The organism is Desulfurococcus amylolyticus Z-533 (assembly GCF_000513855.1).
GTDB classification, from domain to species: Archaea; Thermoproteota; Thermoprotei_A; order Sulfolobales; family Desulfurococcaceae; genus Desulfurococcus; species Desulfurococcus amylolyticus.
Map to the genome: position 1 here is coordinate 1,066,137 of NZ_KI911318.1, position 24,848 is coordinate 1,090,984.

Consider the following 24,848-nt stretch of genomic DNA (forward strand, 5'->3'; position numbering starts at 1 on the left):
TCACTATCACCTGTCGATATCTGGTGCACATGGATCTAGTGACGCGAGTAGAATGGGGAAGTCTGCTATTGTGACCTCGTCGCGTTTCACTATATATTCTACCACGGTGGTCATCAATGGTAACGACATACTCTTCAACCTGACCCTGTAGGGTTTTCTCCCCCCGGTGCTTATAATGTGTATCATATATTCTCCTCTAGCTGATTCGACCCTTGCAATGCCCTCGCCTGGTGGAACAGTTAAAGGTAGTTTAACGCGTAAACCTCCCTCGGGATCAATTCTTTTAACGCTCTCACGTATTATTTTCAGACTCTCATATATCTCACGGAACCTCAGGACACTTCTATCATATGCATCGCCATTCTGTACTATGGGTACCTCAAACTGTATCTTGTCGTAGTTCAGATATGGTGTAACCTTTCTCAGGTCGTAAGGTAACCCGGCTGCCCTTAGCACCGGTCCTGTGATCCCTAGCTCTAATGCCTCCTTACTGCTTAACCTGCCAACGCCTCTAGTTCTATCACGGAATATATTATTCTTTAAAAGTGCTGCCTCAACATCTCTCACTTTCTCCTCGACGAAGTTCGTTAATCTAAGGGTATCTTCTACAAAGGATTTTGGAAGCGGATATCTTACTCCACCGGGTACACTGATATTATGGTAGACCCTGTGTCCAGCGAACCTGGCAAACCACTTTAATATCTCTTCACGCGCTACTAGAGCCCAGTAAGCAGGTGTCCTCAATCCGGTGCTTCCACCTATGAAGTGAGACCAGAAGAGATGGGATGCAATCCTGGAGAACTCTGCTTGTATCATGCGGATATATTTAGCGTTCTCAGGTATTTCAACCCCATGTATTTTCTCAACAGCCATAGCGTAGGCTATTTCAAGGGGATCGGGATCTTCAACGCAGAATCTGTAGCTTAGAACAACATTCATCTCCCAGGTTCTATTCTCCATCATTTTCTCGAATCCACGGTGAAGGAAGCCAGGTATAGTCTCCACGTTGACTACTCTTTCACCGTCAAGTGTTAGTTTAAATGCTATATTACCCGGTGCACCGGGGTGCTGCGGACCAAAGTAGATCTCTACGAGTCTACCTTTACCTGCCATACTTATACCCTCCATACATTGTTTTCACAACGAAACCAGCTGTGTCAACATCTTTCCTTAATGGGGGCGGCCCCTCCCAGTTACCGTCTAGGATCCACTTCTTTAATTCGGGATTATTCCTGAATACTACCCCCATGAACTCGTATACTTCTCTCTCAATGTACTTGGCCAGCGGAAATATATCGTGGACTGAATCTATCTCGGGGCTAGCCCTCTTCGCATATGTCTTTACCCATACCTGTGATCCATCAGAGGGGTTCTCGAGTACATAGTATACCTCGATGACCCCCTTGTCCGGATAATCTACCGTGTTAATATTTACGAAGAGTACATGTCCCTTGTTCTTTAAATCCATTAGTGCATCCCTGATCTTCTCCGGGTTTACACTAGTCTTACATATCTTTGATTTCTCGTCTTTCTCGTAGCATGAGGGGTAGGTCTCCTTGAACTCGTAGCTTACGGGCTTAGATGAGTCTTCCTTGATTTTCTCCTCGTATTCTCTCCTCCACTGTTTCTCAAGCTCCTCCCATTCACTTATCTTTTTGAACGCATCTGGTTTTATCTTAGACACGTAAGCGTTTAACGGGCGCTTACCGAGATCTTTCCTAACATACTCGATCATGGATAAATAATCATCGGGCATCGGCATACAACCAGGTACCCATCCCTCTACCTCGATGAAGTCGTCGAGCCTCTTGTATGTCGCATAGCTATCCCAGTATAGTCCACCTGTTGAAGTACAGTTGCAACCGGCTAATACAAGCTTGGGCTCCGGCATCTGCCTGTACATGTTTAAAACAAGTTTGACTGTCTTCTTTGTTAGATAACCCATACCTATATATAGATCGCTCTGACGTGGTGAGGGGGTTGGCATATAACCATATCTCTCCCAGTCAAGAGGCGCCATTACTAATGGCGGGAACTCTACTGCTCCACATGCCGAACAGTAGTGTATCATCCAGAGGCTTCTAGCGTAAGCCCATCTAGCAATCCTCTCAAGCATTTCATACTCACCTCCCGATAGCTGAAAGGGCTTTCATAACGTAGTTGAACCTCTCGTATATAAGTGATTGAGAGGCGGGCTCAATGAATCCCTGGGCCATGATACTATATGCGACTCCAAGAGCAACCACTATTATCGTGAAGACTAAAACGTAGGCTTCAACCACCCCTCTGGGCTTCCCTATGTTATCGCTATATGAGAGAACAGTCACTGACACGGCCTTAATGAAGCCGGCTAAGGCTAGCCCGCTTCCTAATAGGGCCACAATCAGTAATAATAGGAGTGATGGATCAGTGCCCATTGCATTAAATAAGTTGATGTAGAGCTCCAGCTTTGCTGAGAACAATACCGTTGGAGGTATACCTATAACTGCCACAGCACCCGTCACAAATCCAAGCTGCATTATTCTGCTTCCCCTGAAGACTCCCTGTAAATCACCTAGTTTATCACCGCCTCTGTTGGAGACCGCCCATCCACTAGTAATGAAGAGAAGCGGTTTCACAACAGCATGAGCTACAACATATGCTAATACTACTGGAACACCCGATGGACCCAGAGATGCTGCTATCGCTATATATCCGGAATCAAGTATTACACTATACGATATTATACTGAGCAATCTATCCGAGTATAAGATGCCGAATCCACCGACAATTATTGTGATCATTCCAAGAACCCTGAGCATTAAGGCCACGGGCTCCGGGATCGCCGAGTACAATGTATAGTAAAGCCTCAGCAGCAAGTAATAGCCAACTGCCTCACCAACCCCGGCTAGTAGGCCGGCTATAGCTGGAGAAGCCACGCTATAGGCTTCGGGAAGCCAGAAATGTAGAGGTACTAGAGCTTCCTCAGCGATAAGGCTCCATGTCATGAGTATAAGTATGAATAGTATAACGCTTTCAAGAGGTAGAGAGGCATATATGGCTTTACCCAGTATAAAGAGCCGGGTGTTCCATGTAGCTATATAACCCATGTTTAATGCTCCAACAGCAAAATACATTAAAGTAGCCCCGAGGAAGTAAATAAGGCCCGTTACAAATGCCAGCAACCCATACCTTAATGCTGCTTTGTAGGCTCTAACAGTATTGCTTGCCGCAATCAATCCAAGCATAGATATGGTGAAGACCTCCAGCATGACGAATGAGTTGAATAAGTCGCCCGTATAAGTTACACCAAGGAGCCCTGCAACCAGACCCAGGTAGAGAGACATAGTGTACTCGTTGAGATTCAAGTCAAGGATGCCTAGAAGCGGGTACATAGCCAGTGAGAGTACAGCTATGATTAATCCCATCGATGCAGAGAACAAGTCAACCTCGTAAGCTATGCCTATCAATGAGGGAAAGCCTCCAACGACATAGATTAAAACGCCTCTCCTTGCCTCGAGATATATTAGCAACGCTGAAGCAGCCGCGAAAACAAGGTACAAACCACTGTAAACACGTAGAATAGATGCCCTCACCTTTAAAGCCTTAAATAATATGAGCGTGAAAGAGCCACCTATCAATAAGTAAACAGTTAAAGCTGGTAGCGCCTCCACGGGTAAACTGCATGGCATTATATTCACCAAACCTAACGTTAGCCAGGTCTAACTAAAAATATGGGGAATATATAAATGTTTCCAATACACCATTGCATACATAAATCTATCAAGCCCTGTCCCTTCTTAGCCCTCAAAAAGATTGGGCTCTCACTCGAAACTAGGAAGCACCTGGAAAAATGATTTGATTAGGGAGACCGGGTTTAGGTTTAAACCGGGCTGGTGATTAATACAACATCAGAGCAGCCATTACCTTGGCATCATTGACTAGGTTATCTATTTTAGCATACTCGTTTGGCTGATGAGCCATTTCATCAATAGTGCTCCACACAGCCGCAGGTAACCCGATTTTCCTAAAGAGCGCTGCAACTGTTCCTCCACCAATACCTCCTACACGTGGCTGAATCCCCCTTACCTCCCTTAAAGCTCTTTCAAGTAGCCTCACTATCTCGCTATCCTTTGGCGTGGGAGCTGGGGCATCAAGCCTTTGGAGAACCTCTATATTGAAACCTGGCTTTCCACTAGCTAGACCCTTGAATCTGCGTATCGTGTTTTTACAAGTATTTTTCATATCTCTTAATACATCATCTATACTGTACTTAGGGAGTATCCTGCAGTCAAATACAACACCATATTCTCCCGGTATAATGTTCGGCGCGTTACTTGGGTTGAACGTCATAGTCGGCTCAAAAGTGCTGAGCGGTGGATCGAAGAGCTCGTCTCTCTCCGAGTATTTTTTATATAGGTACCTGTACAGGTTGCTTGTGATCCTCGATGCAACAGCATGGACATTAATACCCCTGTGCGGGGTACTAGCATGCGTCTGTGCACCAGTAATCCTTATTTTAACCCATAGGATGCTCTTCTCTGCTATCTCTATGAAGGAGCCATCGGGTACACCTGCATCGGGTACCAGGACGAGATCATTGTCCCTGAACAACTCCCTATGCTTTTCCACCAGGTATCCCAGGCCATACTTGCTTCCAGTCTCCTCATCGCTGACGAAGGCTAACACCACTGTTCTTCTAGGTTTCACGCCTAGCTCCATGAGGGCTTTTACAGCGTAAAGGGATGAAACAATTGCCTGCCCATTATCCTCACTGCCTCTACCATAAACCTTACCGTCTCTGATAACGGGTTCAAACGGCTTAGTAACAGTCCACTTGGATAAATCGCCTGGAGGAACAACGTCGAGATGACTAAGCATCCAGAGCCTAGACGCATTAGGGTCGCTGCCCTCATAGTATGCTAGAATATTGGGTCTTACACCGTGTTTAACACGGGGATCAGGAGCATCATACCTCTCTATCTTTGTAAAGCCCCAGTCCTTGATTATATCAAGCAATCTAGCAGCCTTATCGTACTCGCCTTCACCACCATTATCAGGCCCGATGGCCGGTATGCTGATCAATTCGGAGAGAGTCCTGGCCATTTCATCCCGCATAGAATCTATTCTAGCGATCACCTTATTAAGCAATCACATCACCATATACAACGTTGATCCCGACACTAATTAAAAAGTGGATATAGAGACATCCTTATGAAGGAGCTTCTAGTTATAATGTTAATAAGCTCCTTTAGGACTGGGAGGAGACCGGCTGTTTCCAAAACATTTAGAACCCGTTTGGAAACAAGACACCAAGAAGATAAAAACACATCCAAAATATTTACAAGAATTTAGAAAGGATTCAGAACCCGCAACAGGCTGGAATCCGATTATTCCTTCCTTACTCTATATTTTTGTTTAAGGATTAAGAATATAAGTTGAGGCACGTTTAAGATAATGTGGTTATGGCTATGTACTTCCAAAACGAGGTCGTGAAGGAGATAATTGAAAGGTATAGGCAGATATGGTCCATCGGTCATGCACTATCTCTAATGGGCTGGGATAGCGAGACCTATATGCCTAAGGCAGGAGTGGAAGAGAGGGCCATTGCCAGAGCCGAGCTCAGCCTTCTTGCCCAGCAGTTAATACTCAAACCCGAGTTTGTACAGCTCGTCGATAAAGCGAGTGGCTTAGAGGGGTTGAATGATTATGAGAAGGGTGTTGTTCGAGTACTCCAGCGTGAGATAAGGATTATGAAGGCGATACCTCCAAGACTCTTAGCTGAACTAGAGAAGACGACTCAGGAGGCGATGCATGCCTGGAGGATGGCTAAAGAAGCAAACGACTATGAGAAGTTCAAGCCCTACCTAGATAAAATAATCAAGCTCACGAGAGAGAAAGCGGATTACTTGGGCTGGAAGGAGCACCCATACGATGCTCTGCTGGATTTATACGAGGAGGGTTTGACCACGCGAGACGTGGATAGAATTTTAGAGCCCCTGGCTAAAGAGCTGAAAGCCTTGCTGAGTAGTGTCGTGCATGAGGGCAGATTCCCTCAGAAACACCCATTGGAAGACGAACGGTATGAGAGAGACTGGATGGAGCGGGTCAATTTAGAGGTCCTGAAGATTGTGGGCTTTCCTATTGGCGAGAGGTCTAGGCTTGATGTCTCAGCACACCCCTTCACAATATCCATCGGCTTAGACGATGTCAGAATTACAACGAGGTATGAAGGGTTCGACTTCAAGAGGAGCCTGTTGAGCACTATACATGAGTTTGGCCATGCTCTCTACGAGTTGCAGATCGATCCAGGCTTGAAATACACTCCCCTAGCCGAAGGCGCGAGCTTAGGCGTTCATGAGGGGCAGAGCCGTTTCTGGGAGAATGTAATCGGTAGGAGCCGTGAATTCGTAGAGCTCATATATCCTATATTAAGAAAGAATCTCCCGTCGGTAGGCAGATTCACGCCTGAGGAAGTCTACTTATACTTCAATACTGTTAGACCAAGCCTCATACGCACAGAGGCTGATGAAGTCACATACAACCTCCACATAGTATTGAGAGCCAGGCTTGAGAAGCTGATGATCGAAGGCTCAGTTAAAGCCGATGACCTGCCTGAACTATGGAACAGCCTGATGGAGGAGCTGGTTGGCGTTAAACCTAAGACTTACAGTGAAGGAGTTCTACAGGATGTTCACTGGAGTATGGGCTCGATAGGCTACTTCCCAACATACACTCTAGGAAACATTATAGCAGCCCAGCTTAGGTACCATATTGAGAGAAAACTGAAATTATCCGAGAAGATCTCTCGGGGAGAATTCGAGTCTATAAGAGAATGGTTGAAAAATATGATTCACAGGTACGGTAGGACATACCCACCTAAAGAGCTTCTCAGAATGGTCTTCGGGGAGGAATACTCGGTAGAACCACTAGTGAAATATTTGAAAGAGAAATACGTGGGGTAATCTCTTAAAGTTTAAAGTTTTTCTACGCAGAATACTCAAAGCTGGATGAAATTTAGGGATTGAATCCTGTTAAGGCCAAGTTGAGCTAAGCTTGCCATCGAATACTGCCTTAATACTCCTTCTCCTGCTAACAGCGTCAAGCCGGGCTTTCTCAGTGTTGAAGCAGATTTCCTGAACGATCTAGCAGACACCACAGGACTCATATTACCACTATTAAACTGTCATTTATCGACTTCAAAGAGTTACTCTATTAGGTAGGATAGGACTTCAGGAACCGGCATATTACTAACTTAATAACCCGGTGTATTACAGGGTGAAAGAAAATATTCTACAGTCAAGAACACGATGGTTGACCTGCTGGCAATGGTGGTCCCATTCATAGTTGCGTTTCCCGCTAATGGTGGTTTTAAATACTTCTTAATATTTGTAGTTCCGTTAGCGGGGTTAGCCCCTGGCCTGGGCTCTCTTGCTTCACCTAGACTACATGGGGCTCCCATCTGAGGAGAAATATCTTAACCCGGTGTTAATAGCTCCAAATAACGTCTCTATCTAGGGTTAATCCATTACCTAGCCTAGCTAGTCTCAATAGGACTTTAGCTACTTTCACCCTCTTCCACCCTCTCACCGCAATGCGGATCATAGAGGGGGTGTATCTTGCTATGGGTTTGCCTATGAACGGGTCTCTTGACGCCGGGTATGCTTCTGAAACCTCTACAACATGTACTGGCTCACCGTTTAAAACCTCTACGAGTCTTACAATACTCCACTGGTGCAGTCTATGCTTCAAATTATTTTTCTTGGTTTTCTCAACCAGCCTCTTCTTACCCTTGTAAACATTGCCGATAACCACTATCGCTGACGACTATGTACTCTGCTTGAGGAATATTCTTACTGACCCAGAGCTTGAGGGCTTCAACCTGTTTATCGAGATCACTCCTCTGTGTACTGCTAGATACTCTAGCGTATATCACTACACGCTTAATCCTTTGAACACATTTGAGAACTCTCTCGACCTCACTATACGGGATCCCCCACCTACCGTTAACATTATAAACAGTAATCCTACCACTCTTAATCCACTTAATCACAGTAACCCTAGACACATCAAGAATTCTAGCAAACTCGGTTGTACCTAGATAGTGCTCGCCCATAATGCTCCAAGTATCTAAGTTATCTACAAATTTACAATAGCCTACAGGTAGGAGCCCGTATCCGGCGTTAGTTGAATCTAATGTTGTTTCCAGCGTTTTCAATAATTAAAGGTATTTAAAAAGGGGAGTGCGGCGGCCGGGATTTGAACCCGGGATCTCCGGCTTGGGGGGCCAGCGTCCTAGTCCAGGCTAGACGACCGCCGCTCATCTGTATAAATAGATTATGATGGTTGAATTTATAAAAATTCATGATTTACCGGATCCATGTTTAGGTTACTCCATTGATTCATCTACGTGTTATATAGTAGAGTAGCGAGGCTAGAATCACGGCTACACCTATACCCACGCCTATTGATGTAGTATAGTCGAGTTCTTTCACAGTTATAGTAGTTGGCTGGGTAGTGGTTTGAGTCATGGTCTCAGTCTCCGTGGTCGTGTATATCTGAGTCATCGTGGTTGAAATTGTTTCCTTAACAGTGACTGTAGTGGTATCGGTCTTGGCCACAGTGGTGGTTACAGGCTGGGTAGTGGTTTGAGTCACGGTCTCAGTCTTAGTAGTGGTTAACGTGATAGGCGTGGTAATTGTTTGAGTCACGGTCTCAGTGGAGGTTACTGTGGCCGTAGTAGTATTAGTTACAATTATAGTCGATGTAATAGTCGTAGGCACTATCACAACCTGGGTTACCGTTCTCGTCACCGTTGTCGTCATACCCGGCGTTGTAGTGGTTGTAGTGGTGGGAGTAGTCGTAGTTGCTGTGGTGGTAGTTGTTGTAGTCGTAGGAGTCGTAGTGGGAGTGGTCGTAGTAGTGGTTGTAGTTGTTGTAGTGGTTGTGGTTGGAGTGAGTATCTTAGGCTTGTTATAGACTCCTTCAACAGTGACTATTATAGTGCTTCCAACCCCTAGGATCAATAACTTGTTATTAGCAACCATTACTGGGAAAAGTGGAATTGTCTTCCAGGTTTTCACAGTGTAATTCGATGGTGTTAAATCAGGACTATAGTACGCTATCACAGTATTATTATTTATCTTCTCTCTAAAGGTTAGGAGAACCGTTTTTTCAACGGGGTCATAGAGCCCTCTAACCCAGTCTATGCTTGTAGCCACTGGTACGCTCTTAACTATGTTACCGTTAAAGTCTACTAGAGTCGCGTTGTAGTTGCCATAGCCATCACTATATACTACAATCCATCCATCTCCATTGAGGGGTATGACATAGGGGTAATAGGAGTAGTTATCGCGTAGACCACCAGCCAAGATGCTTGGTGCTTTCACAGTAATATTATTTGTTACATCGTAGACGAAGTAATCCAGTGTAGTACTAGTGCCATTGTATACAACGAGGACACGGGATACCGAGCTATTAGTGCTCATGGCTGCATGGATATTACCGTATAATGCGTTATAGTAATACGAATACGAAGGACTAGCTAAGATAGGCGAAGGTCCCTGAGACCCAGGCCTAGTATCAACCGGTATCCAGACTAGATCCGGCATACCCGAGGAGTTTACATAGTACATTACAAGTCCTATGTCATGCCAAGTATCGGGGTTCCAGCCCCTAGCAACTATCACACCCCTACCGCTTAAAGTGTCAACCATAACCCTTGAGAGATACTCGAAACCGACTGCTGTAGCGTTGACTGTTTGATTAACGCCGGTTTGAGAGGCCAGTACTATTGAATTCAAGAGGGTTGCAGGAGAGCCTAGACTACTATCAATACCCACAAGCCTAACATAACTAGTATAGATGTTTGTCGTACTATCTCTTATAGTCGTAATATATGATACAAGCCATCCATCGTAACCGGGTAGTCCGAACACCACCGGGGCATACTGGTAGCTCTCGATACCTATATATCCTTGCGCATTAATACTTCCATTATAGTTTATGAACGCGTACTCTAGGCTTCTCTGATACTTTGTTCCACCAATAGTATCCTCATACTGGCTCCATAGCACTAGTACACCACTACTATTTGATGCGGTGCTAACGAAGCCCTGGAATCCGCTTGTACTTGATCCATTGTAGCATGTGAGAATAGTTGGTGCGTAAACAATTCCATCAGGATTCATTATCCAGGCCATCACCCTAGGCTGTTTGTTACTCGTTGAGTTATATTCCTCCATCACTGCGAATACATGTCTTCCACTGTAACCAGTATACATGAATCCATTATGTGATGAATAATATCCAGGATTATAAGTAGTTATCGTTGTCGATGATACCGTGGGAGAGCTGTCATTGCTGTCCGAGTATTCCTCGTATAGACTCCATGTACTGGGGTCGAACTCGTTGTCTGTAAAATTATACACTTGGGCATACCCGTTTTCCACTAACCACTCATTGATGTTGAGTAAGTGTGTTGAATTATATCTGAGATAGGCTACCGCGATTATCCTACCGTAGATATCGACGCCTTTAATGGAGTCTATGTCGAGGTAGACGACTGGTCCATATTGAGTGACCAGGTAGGTTAGATTACCGAGTGCATCCTGCCCCTCAGTGGTATTTAATTCGGGGGCATTGATATCAGCTAGCCTAACAGTGTCCCTGTAATCGCCTGCAACCATTATTGCTGGCGCGATCCTTAATGTGTCACCATCCACCACACTTGTAACTACGACCCTTGCATCTGGGAATGGTAGCTGGTATATGCCCACTACTCCCGGCACATGATATATTAGTATGGATGCTATTGAGAGGAGCATCGGGAACATTAATAAGATAGTTGCAACAGACTTTCCACCCATCATAATTACACCCTAATAAATATATTCGTTGGCAAAATAAAAACCTAGTTAAGAATGGAGAGATATGCTAGTGGAGCCTCCCTATGTAGCAATTGAAAACCAGTATTAAGCCGGAACATATATCGGGGCTCTCCTGCCACCACAATATAGTTTAAGTATTCCTTTCTTCTCGGCTTCCCTGAGTATCTTCCTGGCAACGCTCACTCTAATATTGAGCTCCTGGGCGAGTATGTATGGTGTATAGTATTTTACCCCTTGCTTGGATACCGCTGTCTTAAGTCTTTTCAGGATGTCCTCTGTAGGCTCAAATATGTTCGCCCTGAATTCTTTACTACTGGATGCTTGCTGGGCGGGCTTCTTCTTCTCTGACATATGTAATCACCTATTCCTATATGAGTACTATTTAAGGTTTAAAACTATTTCAGAGATTCAAAGATGCCACTTACCAATATATATAGAGGTAGACTGGGGCGAATAACGCGACAGAGGTAATCTCTGGTATAGCCGCTCCCCTCGGCACCCCATATGCGAAGTGAATAGCCCAAACCATTATTATTACAACTAGTGCCATCGCCGAGTATAGTTTAACAATCTTCATCTTCTCCTTCAAGTTTGCTAGCAACAGAAACAACGCTATCCCAATGAAGAATAAGACTGATACAATAAAGTGGAGCAAGCCATATACCTCATCAAATACTCCGACTAGGATCAATGAGACACCTGTATACATGAGCACCATATTGTAGTGTTTATCTATACGCTGTGACACAATGGCTGTAGTATATGCTGAAAGCCCTCCAAATATGAGTCCTATATTAAACAAGGGGGCTACACTGCTTTTAACTGCGTGCCCTAGATCACTGAGAGCGTTGCCAAATATATTGAACCATGGAGAGTACGCCATCGAGGCAAGTATGCATATAAGAGGTATTATTACCGAGGCTAGGGGCAGGTACCTAGTCATCATACCCCTCACCCAACCAGGTTTCTAATATATAGCTTGTACGCTAAGATAAATATCACTATTGTCCAAGCGAGAAGCCCAAGAGCATTGTAGGCGAGATCTATGTTTTCAATGTAGCCGAAGCTCCATCTATATATACTGGTAGCCATGGATAAGGGAGAGTAATTGACTATCGGGGATGCAAACCCCAGCCTAGCCTTCACAACTGTCTCAGGGTAGAATATATTTGAGACAAAGAAGAGTATATTGTACATAAGCGATCTTATTGTAGCCTGTAAGTTGAAGTCCCTTGTGACAGTTGAGAGCGAAATAGAGAGACTAGCCATTACAGTAGCTAGTAGAAGAGATGTATAAAGTATATATAGCCACCTAGTTAAACACGGCATCCCCAGTATTATCACAGCAAATAATAGGAAGCCAAACTGGTAAATTAAGCCCCTAAGCACCCCACTTACTATGCGTCCGATCGCTAGCACTGTTCTCTTAACCGGTAGTGAAACCAGGTATAATGTAACCTCCCTTCTCAGCTCTATACCGACCTCTCTGCCAATACTGAAGGATGAAATAAATATTGAGAGGCTTAGGATCCCTGGCGTGATGAACTTTATGTAATCCGGTATAAGTACTGGATTAACTATCCCCCTGAAGATTAATCCAAAGATAAGTATATCGGCCAGGTTCATAGCTACCTGGCCAGCTAGCCAGTATTTATACCGCCAGAAACGTGATAAATCCCTTTGTGCAATAAATAGTATTAGCCTGACATCCCCCAACATTACTTCCACCCACCCGCCTCAAGCTTCTTAGTGTAATGCTCCATAGCCAGTACAATCATCCCGATACTGAAACCCAGGATGTAAAGTACTAGTGCGTATGGGGAGACGGTGTATAGCGTGAACTCGGGTATGAATAGGAGCCTTATGAAATCTGCGATGCTTGTTAATGGATTGAATAGCGCTGCATAATAGTAAGGGGCTATCCCTATTGCTTGTATTATAGGTAATGGGTAGAATATACTGCTCAGCCTTACCAGTATAGCGTCAATGGTGCCGAAGAGTATATCGGTTGCATCGGTTGATTTCACATTTAACACCACAAGTATAACTAAACCAACTACGCCTATGGAGAATATGTAAGCCATTATCATTGAAACGAGTAAGCCGGTTAGGTTTAAAGCGTTCACAGCGATTAATACAATAAGCATCATGGGTAATGTGAATAATAATGCAGCCAGGGAGCACCCAAGTATCCTGCCCAGCACGAAGATGTTTCTTTTAATAGGGAGAGATAAATGATATTCGACTATTCCATCATCAAATTCATCCGCTATCACGTATCCCCTTGATATGCTTGTTGAATACAGTATCGACACATATACTCCTAGCAGGTAGAATTCATAGTAGTTTACCCCGGTTAACTGTCTAACTATAAGGGATATGGCTCTTGCAAATATGAATACCTGGATCACAAACCAGCTAAGCCTCATTGCAACGAAGACTTTCTGCGTCTTGAGTCTTTCTAAATCCCATTCGATAACATGGATTAAATCTCTTAGATCACTAAGAAAGAACACTATCCCTCTCCCCTGAGACTAGCTCCTGTTAAATATGTGAACACATCGTCAAGGGTTGGCTCCTTGATCATCAGCCTTGACACGGTGATATTATTCTTCTTTAATAAATCCACTATGTCTACTACCTTCTCCTCTCCTTTCTCAAGGTATACTCTGAGAACTCCGTTCTTAAACTCTACTCTACCATACTCATTAAGCCTCTCTACAATATTATTAGGAAGTTTATCATTGTTAACCTGTATCTCCACCACGTCGCCGCCTGGAATCATATCCTTGAGCTCGCTGATCGTTCCAAGCGCTCTTAGACGGCCCTTATATATTATAGCTATCCTCTCACACACCCTTTCAGCTTCAAACATATCGTTGGTTGCAAGTATAACAGTCGTACCCTCCTTCTTCAACCCCTCTATTATGTTCCATAAAGCATGCTTGGCCAAGACATCTACTTGAGCCGTTGGCTCATCCAGTATTGCAAGTCTCGGCTTTTGAATCAATACTTTAGCCAGCTCCACTTTTTTACGGGTACCCCCGCTTAACTGGTAGAAGTATTTATTACGGTGCTCCCAGAGCCCCAGGGTTTCCATGACCTCCCTTACTACTTTCCTAGCTTCTTCACCACTGTAGCCTACTACCTTTGCATGCCACATTAATAGATCATATGGTTTATCCACCCAGAGTGCTTTCGGATCCTGAAAGGCTATCCCAGTGATTTTTCTTACAGCGTAATCCTCCCGTGTAACACTGTGTCCATACACGTATATGTCGCCGCTTGTAGGCTTATATATAGTGGCTATGGTGAGCAAGGTCGTTGTTTTACCAGAGCCATTTGGCCCAAGGAGACCAAAGATCTCCCCCTCATATATATCCAGGTTTAAATCGTCGACAGCTGTGAAATCACCGAATTTCTTAGTAAAAGAGCGTATTTCAACCGCGTGGATTCCACTCATTTCAAAAACCCTAAATTGATTTTTACATAGAGTTGACCAATTATAATTAATTCCGCCTTTAAACTTTATGATTTTCAGCCATTGAATCATATGCGTGAAGTATTCAGGCTGGTTTACAAGCCCAGATACTTGGTATCTCACAAAAATATTTATACCGGGGGAATTCTCTAAGAAAATGGGTAAAACGTATGTTTGAGTATCTAGAATACTTGACGATAATTGCGGCACCATTTTATCTGGGAGCTATTATACTTTATACGCTGAGAGCTATCAAGGGCCCCTCAATACCTGATATAGTTTTAGCCATAGATTGTATAGCGTATGACCTCGCCGTGTTCCTAGCATTGATCGCCCTTTATTATCGCTCGCCAATAATGATCACTCCATCACTACTTCTCTCCCTATGGGCATACTTACTCGACGTCTTTGTATCAAAATACCTTGCATTAAGGAAGGTGGAGGCTTGATCGAGGCTGTTTTATTCTGGCTTGGCTCGGCATTATTAGTCATCGGCGGAGTATTCGATTTCATAGCATCAATAGGGCTCTTAAGATTCCCAAACTTCTACGTGAGGCTTCACGCCGCGACGATAGGTACTATATATGGAGCTGTCCTCCCACTACTCGGCGTCTCATTAATCGCGCTTGGCTTACCTGAGTTAAATGGTAGATTCATTATTGCAGGCGGTGCCCTTGCAACAGCCATAATACTACTTATAATCGCGCCGGTTGGTAGTCATATCCTCGCCTATGCTGCACACAAGTCCAAGAGCATTGAATGGAACCCGGTATACGATGCCCTCGAGGAGGATGAGAAGTGATCCTGACAATACTTCTACTTGTATTCAGCAGTCTTCTAAGCCTCGTATTTGTTTACTTGGCTGTAACCGAGAAGAATCTATTGAAGGCAATAGGCTTCTCGGCTGGGCAAAGCATAGCATACAGCATCATATTACACGTCTTCGCCGCTACTGACATAGTGTTAACCTATATTGCTGTATCCGTTGGGATCTACTCTGCAGTACTAGTATACGTGATTAGCAAGACCGAGAAGTACGAGGTGTAAACATGGATAGATACCTGGTTTTAATAGTATTACTGGTTTTCACTATTATAAGTGCACTGGTATTAGCATGGCTTAACCTGTTGAATCCACCCACCACAATCAAGACTCTAGGACTCACCTACATAGAGAACACCTACTTCGGCCCATACTCCTCCATGAGCCCTGAAGCCGTCACAGCAATCGTGTGGGACTATAGAGGCTTAGACACGGTGTATGAGACAGCCGTCTTCTTCCTGGCCATTGTAGGTGGGTTAAGCGTCTTCAGAGGGGTTAAAACCAGGGCTTCAACAATGAAGGGGATCGGCCTTACAGGCATCGCCAAGACTTCCACCAAAATAATAGCAGTAATGATTGTAGGTGCATCAGCTAGTATAGCTTTGCACGGCCACCTAACACCAGGAGGAGGTTTCCAAGGTGGTTCAACACTTGCCGTGGCATTCCTACTCATCATACCTGTCTTCTCAGTGTATTCACTGCTTAATATGAATATAACCTCTGAGAAACTAATAGCAACCCGTGGAATAGCCCTTACAGCGATAGGGATCGTGGCGTTATTACCGGTTTTAAAAAACCTCCCACTTGTATCAAATATCAGCTTCTACCCCTCACACATAGCTGGAATGCTTACCAGTGGAAGCCTCTTCTTCTACAATTTATTCGAGTATATAGCTGTAGCCTCCGGCTTCACAGCTGTGTTCATTTATCTATCATTAGCAGGAGTGGAGAGTGAGGAGAAGTGAGCACCGAGGCTTTTGCCTGGTCTATATTGTTGATAGTAATAGTCTTAAACTCGCTGATCTCGATCTACGGCATAGTGTATAGGAGAAGCCTGGTAAAAAAGCTGATATCGCTAACCATGTTATCTGACACAGTGTTCGTGATATTCATAATGATAGGGTATAGAATAGTCTATCCATCGGTGCCACCTATATTCACGAGTCTAACCAGTGAAGACCTAGAGTATTTAAGACAACATGCCGTGGACCCCTTGCCCCAAGCCCTCGTGTTAACAGGCATAGTTATAGGTATGGCTGTGAACGCGTTGATAGCATTCGGCATAATACAAGCATATAAGCTGCAAGGCACAACCGATGCTAGGAAGCTAGTGGAAGCCGCGTTAAAGGAGGTGCCTGAGGAATGATAGAGGAGCTAGCAGCAGCCCTACTAGTATTCATGGTATACATACTCGTAGCAGGCAGCCTCACACCATACGATATTGCTACAGGACTATTAGTAAGCGCCATCACCGGATTAGTTACAGGCAAGTACTTAATTAGGAATCCAAGTAAAATACTCCAGCCCCAGCGGCTCATCCTACTAATATTCTACTTTTTCAAGTACATCACGATAATAGAGTTCAAGTCACATATGGATGTTGTAAAAAGAATCTTCAATATGAATATTAAACCCGGCATAGTTAAAATACCGGTAACAGTCACCTCAGAATACGCTAGGCTATTCGTGGCGAACTCCATTACAAACACTCCAGGTACCGTTGTCATCGACGAGAGAGATGGCTTCTTCTACGTGAACTGGATTGACGTATCAACCAAGGACCCCTTAGAGGCTAGGCGCTCGATAAGCGAGGAGTTCGAGACTTATGCTTCGAAAATACTTGATTAAGATAGCAGGTGATTAGATGGGCACACATGTAATCGGCTTAATACCCTTTATACCTGTATTAGGCGCATTTCTCACACCCCTCGTATACCTGGTTTCCAGGAGCAGGCTCACGGTATTTGCTCACGGGGTATTATTCACCCTTATCACACTTGTATTATCGATACTGGGGTTTATTCAAGCATATGAGAGTGATGCCCCCCAAGCCTATCTCATGGGCGGGTGGCCTCCACCACTCGGAATAACCTATACGCTTGATAAATTAACAGGGATACTGGTGTTAACCACAAGCCTCGTCCTAACCGTGATCATGGTGTACAGCGTGGAATACATAGTGGATGATGGGTATCCATGGTATGTAACACTTATGTTAGGGGTTTTCTCAGGCATACTGGGTGTTATAATGACATCGGATGTCTTCAATTTATTCGTTATGTTGGAGGTCACGGGTGTATCATCCTACGGGCTTGTAATGTATTACAGGCACAGGGCTGGCCCGATAATCTCAGGTATAAAATACGCCTTCGTGGGGGCCATGGGTACAACCCTCTACCTTCTAGCCCTGGCAATAATATATAATGTATATGGATCCCTGAACCTCATAGATTTATCGTTGAAGACGCATGGATACCGGGGGAGCTCAATAACGTATATGGGTACAGGCTACGATGCCGTGTCAATAGGTTTAATCATGGCTATCTCGTTCTGGACGTTCAGCATTAAAAGCGGTGTATTCCCTAATCACTTTTGGCTACCTGATGCTCATCCAGCAGCTCCGTCACCTGTTTCAGCAATGCTGAGTGGGTTAGTGGTTAACACTGGTGCTGTGGGACTATATAAAATCCTTTACCTGATATATGGTGGAAGCGTACTGGATTCATTAACCCCGGCTAGGGACGCTATATCGTTCCTAATCGTGTTAACTGGGGCTTTCTCAGCGATTATAGGTGCTTTACTAATGAATATCCAGGAAGACGTAAAGAGAATGATAGCTTACTCCACAGTCATGAATACAGGCTATATATTCATGGGTATAGGGATCTTAAGCCCATTCGGTATCCTGGCATTCCTATATTACACTGTGGTACACTCGCTTGCGAAATCCACCCTCTTCCTGAGCATGGGCTTACTGATAAAATACACCGGTAGCCGTAGGATAAATGAGCTAGCCGGGTCATTTAAGACTCATATCATACCCGGAGTAGCCAGCGTTATATCCCTGCTCACGTTATCCGGGATACCGCCTCTCCCAGGCTTCCTAGGCAAGCTACTCCTATACAACGCGTTATTCAGTTACAACCCTGTATTCGCTATAGTTATGCTGATTGCAAGCGCTATAGGTCTACTAGCATATATGAGGTTATTCTTCATACTGGTCTTCGAGGCACCTACAAGGAAGACTATTGGAAAAAGGTTCCTGCTTTCAGAAGCATCAACCCTGGCCATCGCGTTATTCACATCGATCGTGGGGATATTACTCCTGTTTCGCCAAGACTTCTTCGATGCATTATTCATGGAGTCAGTCGACCAGGTTGCAGACGTCGTGAAATACATGGAGCAACTAGCATCATCACTAATTTAACCTGGGAAACCTGGTTTATCCAGGCACAACATATTACGACAGAGGGCTAAAAGCCGGAAAACTTTTAAATTCCATTATACATGTTGTGGATACCTGGGGCCCGTAGCTCAGCTTGGTGGAGCGCCCGGCTGATAACCGGGAGGACGCGGGTTCAAATCCCGCCGGGCCCATAATCAATTATTGTTTCTCACTGTAAAGATGCATCATTACGTCGTTTATCGAGAGACCCGTAACCTCCCGTAATCTCTCAAACCAGTATCTATTTTTGGTGTAGGATAATTCAAGTTCGTGTGGATGCATTGCAGGACACAGTATACAGCCTAGCCTGGTGAAGCCTTCATTGTACAAGGGGTTTAACTCTATTCCCCTGTTCACTATGTATAATTGAACCAGTAACCTACTCCACCACTTGATCGGTAATATCCTTGTGACTTCAGGTATTAAGGGATTTCTACCTATCCTCGGCATCTCGGCTCGACTACTGCTTTCCCTGCTTCTAGATCCGTCGATAACGAATCTTATATTATGTTCCCTGTAGAATCTCCTTAAGGGTTCAAGTTTCAGTATTCTCGTACACCACCTGTTATTGCGCGTGGGTAGTCCACGAGAAGCAATCTCGTTGAGTGGATCCAATCCCGAAGACACTACATAGGGTATTAAGCCGAGTTTATCAAGTATTCTTAGAGCATATTCTTTGACACCGGGTAGATCCATGCCTGTATCTACATAGACCACCTTTATCCTTGCATGGCCTAATGCCTCTTGAGATAAAACTAGTGAAGCTGTTGAATCAGCCCCACCACTATAGGAGACCGCTATACCATCCATAACATTCTCTAGTGTTTTCTTCAGGAAGCCCACAGCTTCGTTGACGGCTGTCTCAAGCAGGCCTCTATTAGCTTCTACAGCCTGTATAATACCTGTAGCTGGGAGGGGCTTGAACCCTTTCGGTGCTACATCCTTTACTTTGACAATCTTCTTCGATGCATCAATAACCCTTGCAACACCAATATACTTGTCTAAGTCTAATAGAATCCATCGCAGACCATCTACATCCCCAACTACCTTCACTTTTTTGCCTTTCAGCTTTCTCCCATGGCCGGGCTCCACCTCAACACTGTATGCACCTAGACTGTTGAGTAGACTAGCTAACCCACCGCTAGGATGGATCATCCATCTTTCTCCCATCCTATACTCCACTACACCCAGTCTCACACCATCAGCGAATACCTCTAGTGCTAACATGCTCCGTGACGAGGGATTAGGTGCACGGTGGATGAGCACGTTTCTATCTTGAAGACGGTAATGGATCTTGAACTCGGCTGAGATTAATTCCTCTACAAGCCTCTTCTCGAATAAACCCGCCAGCCAGTAATCATGCCTCATCCTCCATTTCCTACAGTTTAATCTGGGAGCATTCCTCTTGCTATCCCAGCACACCCATCCCTCATCAATGATGACGTCGTTACCCATGAATACCACTTCTACGCAGCTTCCACTATCAGGGTATAATAGCGATCTCTACACAGTATTTAAAGCTGGGGGGATCCCCACAGGAATCACAGATTTCGCCCAGATTATACAGAGCTATAAAGTTTATATCTCTAAAGGCGTTTAATATCTATTGTGATGTATATGTATGGCTGGTGGGGTAAGGCACTACTAATAGATTTAACCAAAAGTAAGGTAAAAGAGGTGAGCATAGAGCCAGAGATACTACATGGATTCATCGGTGGAAGAGGCCTAGCGGTTAGACTCCTATGGGATCTAATCCCTCCCGGGGTGGATCCGTTATCACCATATAATGCATTAATAGTGGCCTCCGGTCCTCTCTCAGGGCTACCATTACCTAGTAGTGGTAAACTAGTTGTAGCATCTAAGAGCCCGCTGACAAATGGCTATGGGGATGGCAATATAGGTTCCATGGCCAGCCACCACTTAAAGCACAGCGGCTACGATGCACTCATAATCACAGGGGCATCTAAGAAACCCGTCTACCTCTATATTGAAAACGGTAAAGTAGATTTCAGAAGTGCCGAGGATCTATGGGGGCTTGACACCTTCACTACTGAGGAAAAACTGGTTAGAGAACATGGTAGAAACATTGGCATACTTGAAATCGGGCCGGCGGGAGAGCACATGGTTAGATACGCCACAGTGATCTCCCAGAAGGGGAGAAGCGGAGGGCGCCCAGGCATGGGTGCTGTAATGGGCAGCAAAAAGCTGAAGGCGATAGTGATCAAGGGAAACATGGAGCCACCTATAGCCGATAAAGAGGCTCTTAGAAAAATATCTGAGGAATCCTATAAGAAGATACAGGGTAGCGATAACTATGATTACTGGATGAGACAAGGCACAATGTCCACAATACAGTGGAGTCATCAAAACAGTGTCCTACCCACAATGAACTTTAGGGAGGGTATGTGGGAGCTGTATGAAACCATAAGCGGTGATTTAATGGAAAAACTGAAGATAGATAGAAGGGGATGTCCTTACTGTAACATGCAGTGCGGTAATGTTGTTAGTGATGACGTAGGAGAGGAGAGCGAACTAGACTATGAGAACGTAGCGATGCTGGGCAGTAATATATTATTAGAGAACTTGAAAAGGGTTGCCGAGATAAATAAGCTAGCTGATAAACTAGGGGTAGATACCATAAGTCTAGGCAACTCGATAGGGTTCTATATGGAAGCTAGCGAGAGAGGGCTAGTCAAAGAGAGAGTTGAATGGGGAGACTTCAAAGCCGTGAGAGAGATAACCATTGATACGGCATATAGACGCGGGCTGGGAGCATTCATAGCTGAAGGAGTTATGAGGATGGCGAGGAGTATTGGCGGTGAGGCACTCGATTTCGCCATGCATGTGAAGGGTTTAGAGGTATCTGCATACAACTGTCACACAACCCCCGGAATGGCCCTAGCATACGGCACATCTTCTATCGGGGCCCACCACAAGGATGCCTGGATAATAAGCTACGAAGTTAGAACAGATAGATCATCGTATAGCAGGGACAAGGTTGAACGCTTAATCTTCCTGCAAAACATGCGTGGAGGAATGTTTGAGTCGCTGACAACATGTAGGCTTCCATGGGTTGAAGTAGGCCTCGACCTCGAGTATTATCCAAGATTCCTTTCAGCTGTAACTGGTTTAAAATGGAGCCTCGACGATATAGGCGTTTCTGCCAACAGGATCTACACGTTGATAAGGGCATTCTGGATACGCGAATACATGGGTTGGAGTAGCTCGATGGACTACCCGCCTACCAGATGGTTTAAACACCCACTTACAAAAGGACCGTATGCAGGCTCACACCTAGATATCTCTAAATACAGTGAAATGTTAAAGATATACTATGAAATACGTGGCTGGGATGAAAACGGTATCCCAAAGAAGGAGACTCTCATAAAGCTGGGGCTAGACTTCACAATACCTGTTCTAGAGGACATTGTGAAGCTACGGTAGATACCTAATATTTTATTTTTAAACAAGTTATCTATAACTCCCCGGTATAACCCAGGGTATCTCAATGCATAGACTCAAGGGTAGAATCGTCACCGGGCTTGGTGAGGGAAGTAGATACGTCTATCAATATCGCGACAGGTTCCTTAGAATCCTCGGGATAAATCCCTACCCAGGTACATTAAACATAGAGTTAATTGAGCCGCGATTCTTCAACATAGAGGACTATAAATACATCGAGGTGGATCCACCTAGCCAGGTATATGGTAAAGTACTTGCCGTCAAAGCTAGAATCAAGAATATACCGGTGTACATTATTAAACCATTAAAGACCAGGCATGCCTTAAACATTATCGAGGTTATATCAGAGCATAATCTACGTGAATCACTCGGTGTTAAAACAGGAGACGTAGTTGAGATATATGTAGAAGACTAGCGTCTAGATTTTTACTTAATGGAGATTTTGTCGAGAATACCAGTTATATTTTTAACGGGTACAACAAGGTGTTCTCCTCTTTCATAGTATGACTCCCCATTAACGAAAACTATATCGGGATCCATGAAGCGGGACACTGTTGCCCAGAAGTCGTCTTCATGCCTGATAATGGATGCCTTCAATGGATTCCCTAAGTCGATGACCTGTAGATCCGCAATCTCGTTTACATCTATAACCCCCTCTCCAACCCTGGTTATCCTGTAGGGTTCTACAAGTATTCTATAGAGTCTTCCCGAGTCCACCCCGCTCTCATATAGTATTGAGAGAGATGATATAGTGGAACCGGTACTTCTCAAATCCATCATCCTACACTTCTCAGTGATCCTCTGAGGTGAACAGGTTATATCGCTTAACACGCCTATCTTCTCATCATTGAAATATATGTTGCCTTCTTTCACGAGTAAATAGTATAAGCCGCTCTTCTCCACAACCTCCCCTTCATGAATAATCACGACCTTTATGCCTAGCTCCCTCGATATTTTCTCCACGGGTTTTAAGTGCTCAGTATACACTATCGGCATAGTGATCCCGTTTGCTAAGGCGTTTGCAAACCCCACCTCTGCGAGCCTCTCAAGCTCGTGTCTTGATAGAGTTGAGAAATCATTGATGCCTAGTCTCCTAAACGGGTATTCCACTAGGTCTACTATAGCGCTAAAGCCGTGAAGGGCTATAGCATGCCCCTGGAAGTCGTATTGTAGCTCGCTTAATTCATGTTCTGGTTCAGGGGTTTCACCAATAAACCCTATTTTACCGTTTTCCAGAAATATTACACCTTTTACAACCCCATCCCTGCTAGGGAACCATAGATTACTTAGCAGTACCCTGATGCCTTCGCTCATGAGATAACCCCCACTTGATCCCTATTATAAACCAACTAATATACTGATTAACCAAAATAACAATAATGATTATTCAAAATATTAAGGTGGAACGATAATTATAAAATATTGTGCCGGGATGGATTCGACGGGCGGCCTGAGCTGTGATGAACCATTGTAGCGTTCGACCGGCACATTTATCTGGTCTGAATAGGAGTAATAAATAACAAGAAGTGCCCAATGAAGTGCAGCGGATAAACTGATCTATGCAGTGATGAATACTGTGTCCGAGGGCTCTCGCATAGGATAATTATATGGCTACTTCATAATGGTTTAGCCACATGGTGGGCACTATGAGTAACAGGATTATCGCCTTGATGACCGACTTCGGGTATAAGGATCCATATGTAGGCGTGATGAAGGGAGTTATAAAAAGTATCAACCCGGATGTTGAAATAGTGGATTTAACCCATGGCATAAATCGCCATGACATTATTGAGGCAGCTGTAGTACTCATGGTTTCAGCCAGGTATTTCCCTCCGGGCACAATATTCGTGGTTGTCGTGGATCCAGGCGTCGGCAGTAACAGGCGGGCTATAGTAGTGGAGACAAGTAATTACATACTTGTTGGACCAGATAACGGATGCCTAAGCCTCCTGGCATTAAAAGATGGAGTTAAGAGGGTGGTTGACATCTCCAACTCCAGGTACAGGTTGGGCGATGTATCACATACGTTCCATGGACGCGACATCTTCGCCCCTGTGGCAGCATGGATTAGCCGTGGTATACCACTCGAGGCGATCGGTACCGAGATACCTGTTGACTCATTGAAAACAATCAGAATTGAACCTCCTAGAATCAGTGATGACTTGATCGAGGGATATACACTCTATATTGATATCTATGGTAACGTAATGACAAACATCAATGAGGATGAAGCATGCTCTATTCTTAAGCTTGGTGATAAAGTAGAGATAATACATCAAGGAGGAAAAAGCCAATGCGTGTTTACAACAAGTTTCAGCATCGTTAACCCAGGCGAGGTGGCCTGCTATATTAATTCATGGGGATACCTGGAGATAGCGGTGAATAATGGAAGCGCTGCAGATGTATTTGGCATCATACAGGGCTCAAGGCTCTTTTTCAAAAAACTATCATAGCTCAACCATGGGGTTCAGGTCTCATATAGGTTTATTTAAATTGGTTTCATCACTTCATCCTTGTTCCCCCTGTATACTGCTTGGGCTTGCATTTGGCTTAGGGGTGTTCACTGGCACTCTACATCTTGAATTAGGGAAGAGATTTATACATGCGATTACATTCTTCAATAATAAACCTATATGAAAGCAGAAACAACATACCGAGGCGAACATGAATTACCCATCATCTGACCTTCCCAGCCCTAAAGGGTGGTTCACTGGTTCCCTGCATCTATTCCGAGGTCACATCTGTAAAGGAAGGATTTAGAACCCGCAAC

The 24,848-nt window shown here is 44.4% G+C and carries 25 protein-coding genes and 2 tRNA genes; 12 read left to right on the top strand and 15 right to left on the bottom strand.

The genetic code is table 11. The features are described from left to right. Positions 1-6: 6 nt before the first annotated feature. The 4 genes from SPHMEL_RS05595 to SPHMEL_RS05610 form a co-directional block, all read right to left on the bottom strand. Positions 7-1,128, bottom strand: a complete 1,122-nt coding sequence (locus SPHMEL_RS05595; protein WP_232216777.1) for an NADH-quinone oxidoreductase subunit D — start codon at positions 1,126-1,128, stop codon at positions 7-9. Beyond that, positions 1,103-2,116, bottom strand: a complete 1,014-nt coding sequence (nuoB, locus tag SPHMEL_RS05600) for an NADH-quinone oxidoreductase subunit NuoB (RefSeq protein WP_042667687.1) — start codon at positions 2,114-2,116, stop codon at positions 1,103-1,105. Before nuoB ends, SPHMEL_RS05595 begins: the two co-directional genes overlap by 26 nt. A gap of 7 nt (positions 2,117-2,123) precedes the next feature. Beyond that, positions 2,124-3,671 carry a proton-conducting transporter transmembrane domain-containing protein gene (locus SPHMEL_RS05605; RefSeq protein WP_042667688.1) on the bottom strand — a complete coding sequence of 516 codons (1,548 nt, stop codon included), beginning with the start codon at positions 3,669-3,671 and terminating at the stop codon, positions 2,124-2,126. Positions 3,672-3,879: 208 nt separating this feature from the next. Continuing rightward, the gene (locus SPHMEL_RS05610; protein WP_042667689.1) at positions 3,880-5,130 is read right to left on the bottom strand and encodes a M20 family metallo-hydrolase; all 1,251 of its coding nucleotides are present in this window, start codon (positions 5,128-5,130) and stop codon (positions 3,880-3,882) included. Between the two features lie 320 nt (positions 5,131-5,450). Between SPHMEL_RS05610 and SPHMEL_RS05615 the strand changes: the two genes are divergently transcribed. Beyond that, a complete protein-coding gene (locus SPHMEL_RS05615; protein WP_042667690.1) occupies positions 5,451-6,944 on the top strand; it encodes a carboxypeptidase M32 in 1,494 nt (497 codons plus the stop codon). 523 nt (positions 6,945-7,467) lie between these two features. Here the strand turns inward: SPHMEL_RS05615 and SPHMEL_RS07065 are convergent. From SPHMEL_RS07065 to SPHMEL_RS05655, 9 genes are all read right to left on the bottom strand, one after another. Next, the gene (locus tag SPHMEL_RS07065; protein ID WP_051401016.1) at positions 7,468-7,794 is read right to left on the bottom strand and encodes a hypothetical protein; all 327 of its coding nucleotides are present in this window, start codon (positions 7,792-7,794) and stop codon (positions 7,468-7,470) included. After that, positions 7,766-8,095, bottom strand: coding sequence for a helix-turn-helix domain-containing protein (locus SPHMEL_RS05620; RefSeq protein WP_051401017.1), 330 nt, complete (start codon positions 8,093-8,095; stop codon positions 7,766-7,768). Before SPHMEL_RS05620 ends, SPHMEL_RS07065 begins: the two co-directional genes overlap by 29 nt. A gap of 128 nt (positions 8,096-8,223) precedes the next feature. Further along, a tRNA-Gly gene (locus tag SPHMEL_RS05625) sits at positions 8,224-8,299 on the bottom strand. A gap of 82 nt (positions 8,300-8,381) precedes the next feature. Further along, positions 8,382-10,847: a thermonuclease family protein gene (locus tag SPHMEL_RS05630; RefSeq protein WP_042667966.1), complete on the bottom strand. Its 2,466-nt coding sequence runs from the start codon at positions 10,845-10,847 to the stop codon at positions 8,382-8,384. Positions 10,848-10,952: 105 nt separating this feature from the next. Beyond that, positions 10,953-11,219, bottom strand: coding sequence for a 30S ribosomal protein S25e (locus tag SPHMEL_RS05635; protein WP_012608629.1), 267 nt, complete (start codon positions 11,217-11,219; stop codon positions 10,953-10,955). A gap of 70 nt (positions 11,220-11,289) precedes the next feature. After that, entirely contained in the window at positions 11,290-11,814 is a 525-nt protein-coding gene (locus SPHMEL_RS05640) for a DUF998 domain-containing protein (RefSeq protein ID WP_232216778.1), read from the bottom strand. A 5-nt stretch (positions 11,815-11,819) separates the two neighbouring features. Next, positions 11,820-12,587 (bottom strand): ABC transporter permease, encoded by a 768-nt coding sequence (locus SPHMEL_RS05645; RefSeq protein ID WP_042667691.1) that lies wholly within the window; start codon positions 12,585-12,587, stop codon positions 11,820-11,822. Then, entirely contained in the window at positions 12,587-13,384 is a 798-nt protein-coding gene (locus tag SPHMEL_RS05650; RefSeq protein ID WP_042667692.1) for an ABC transporter, read from the bottom strand. Before SPHMEL_RS05650 ends, SPHMEL_RS05645 begins: the two co-directional genes overlap by 1 nt. Then, positions 13,384-14,331, bottom strand: a complete 948-nt coding sequence (locus SPHMEL_RS05655) for an ABC transporter ATP-binding protein (protein WP_042667693.1) — start codon at positions 14,329-14,331, stop codon at positions 13,384-13,386. Before SPHMEL_RS05655 ends, SPHMEL_RS05650 begins: the two co-directional genes overlap by 1 nt. 188 nt (positions 14,332-14,519) lie before the next feature. Here SPHMEL_RS05655 and SPHMEL_RS05660 point away from each other — a divergent pair, with 188 nt between their 5' ends. From SPHMEL_RS05660 to SPHMEL_RS05695, 8 genes are all read left to right on the top strand, one after another. Next, positions 14,520-14,798: an MrpF/PhaF family protein gene (locus SPHMEL_RS05660; protein ID WP_042667694.1), complete on the top strand. Its 279-nt coding sequence runs from the start codon at positions 14,520-14,522 to the stop codon at positions 14,796-14,798. Beyond that, positions 14,795-15,151, top strand: coding sequence for a monovalent cation/H(+) antiporter subunit G (mnhG, locus tag SPHMEL_RS05665; RefSeq protein WP_042667695.1), 357 nt, complete (start codon positions 14,795-14,797; stop codon positions 15,149-15,151). Before SPHMEL_RS05660 ends, mnhG begins: the two co-directional genes overlap by 4 nt. Next, positions 15,148-15,396, top strand: a complete 249-nt coding sequence (locus SPHMEL_RS05670; protein WP_012608636.1) for a hydrogenase subunit MbhD domain-containing protein — start codon at positions 15,148-15,150, stop codon at positions 15,394-15,396. Before mnhG ends, SPHMEL_RS05670 begins: the two co-directional genes overlap by 4 nt. Before the next feature lie 2 nt (positions 15,397-15,398). Next, positions 15,399-16,136, top strand: coding sequence for a Na(+)/H(+) antiporter subunit B (locus SPHMEL_RS05675; protein WP_042667696.1), 738 nt, complete (start codon positions 15,399-15,401; stop codon positions 16,134-16,136). Further along, positions 16,133-16,537 carry a sodium:proton antiporter gene (locus SPHMEL_RS05680; RefSeq protein WP_042667697.1) on the top strand — a complete coding sequence of 135 codons (405 nt, stop codon included), beginning with the start codon at positions 16,133-16,135 and terminating at the stop codon, positions 16,535-16,537. The genes SPHMEL_RS05675 and SPHMEL_RS05680 overlap by 4 nt, the downstream gene beginning before the upstream one ends. After that, entirely contained in the window at positions 16,534-17,019 is a 486-nt protein-coding gene (locus tag SPHMEL_RS05685) for a Na+/H+ antiporter subunit E (protein ID WP_042667698.1), read from the top strand. The genes SPHMEL_RS05680 and SPHMEL_RS05685 overlap by 4 nt, the downstream gene beginning before the upstream one ends. Before the next feature lie 16 nt (positions 17,020-17,035). Continuing rightward, positions 17,036-18,598, top strand: a complete 1,563-nt coding sequence (locus SPHMEL_RS05690) for a proton-conducting transporter transmembrane domain-containing protein (protein WP_042667699.1) — start codon at positions 17,036-17,038, stop codon at positions 18,596-18,598. 96 nt (positions 18,599-18,694) lie between these two features. Beyond that, positions 18,695-18,768, top strand: a tRNA-Ile gene (locus SPHMEL_RS05695). A 7-nt stretch (positions 18,769-18,775) separates the two neighbouring features. Here the strand turns inward: SPHMEL_RS05695 and SPHMEL_RS05700 are convergent. Continuing rightward, complete coding sequence (locus SPHMEL_RS05700) at positions 18,776-20,071, bottom strand: phosphoadenosine phosphosulfate reductase domain-containing protein (protein WP_042667700.1); 1,296 nt, start codon at positions 20,069-20,071, stop codon at positions 18,776-18,778. 162 nt (positions 20,072-20,233) lie between these two features. Here SPHMEL_RS05700 and SPHMEL_RS05705 point away from each other — a divergent pair, with 162 nt between their 5' ends. Together SPHMEL_RS05705 and SPHMEL_RS05710 are read left to right on the top strand one after the other, a co-directional pair. After that, positions 20,234-22,060, top strand: coding sequence for an aldehyde ferredoxin oxidoreductase family protein (locus SPHMEL_RS05705; RefSeq protein WP_042667701.1), 1,827 nt, complete (start codon positions 20,234-20,236; stop codon positions 22,058-22,060). A gap of 64 nt (positions 22,061-22,124) precedes the next feature. Beyond that, positions 22,125-22,493: a DUF120 domain-containing protein gene (locus SPHMEL_RS05710; RefSeq protein ID WP_042667702.1), complete on the top strand. Its 369-nt coding sequence runs from the start codon at positions 22,125-22,127 to the stop codon at positions 22,491-22,493. 11 nt (positions 22,494-22,504) lie between these two features. Here SPHMEL_RS05710 and SPHMEL_RS05715 read toward each other — a convergent pair whose 3' ends face one another. Continuing rightward, positions 22,505-23,392, bottom strand: a complete 888-nt coding sequence (locus SPHMEL_RS05715) for a hypothetical protein (RefSeq protein WP_012608644.1) — start codon at positions 23,390-23,392, stop codon at positions 22,505-22,507. A 332-nt stretch (positions 23,393-23,724) separates the two neighbouring features. On the opposite strand from SPHMEL_RS05715, the gene SPHMEL_RS05720 reads away from it, so the two are divergent. Then, the gene (locus SPHMEL_RS05720; RefSeq protein WP_042667703.1) at positions 23,725-24,531 is read left to right on the top strand and encodes an SAM hydrolase/SAM-dependent halogenase family protein; all 807 of its coding nucleotides are present in this window, start codon (positions 23,725-23,727) and stop codon (positions 24,529-24,531) included. Positions 24,532-24,848 lie beyond the last annotated feature (317 nt).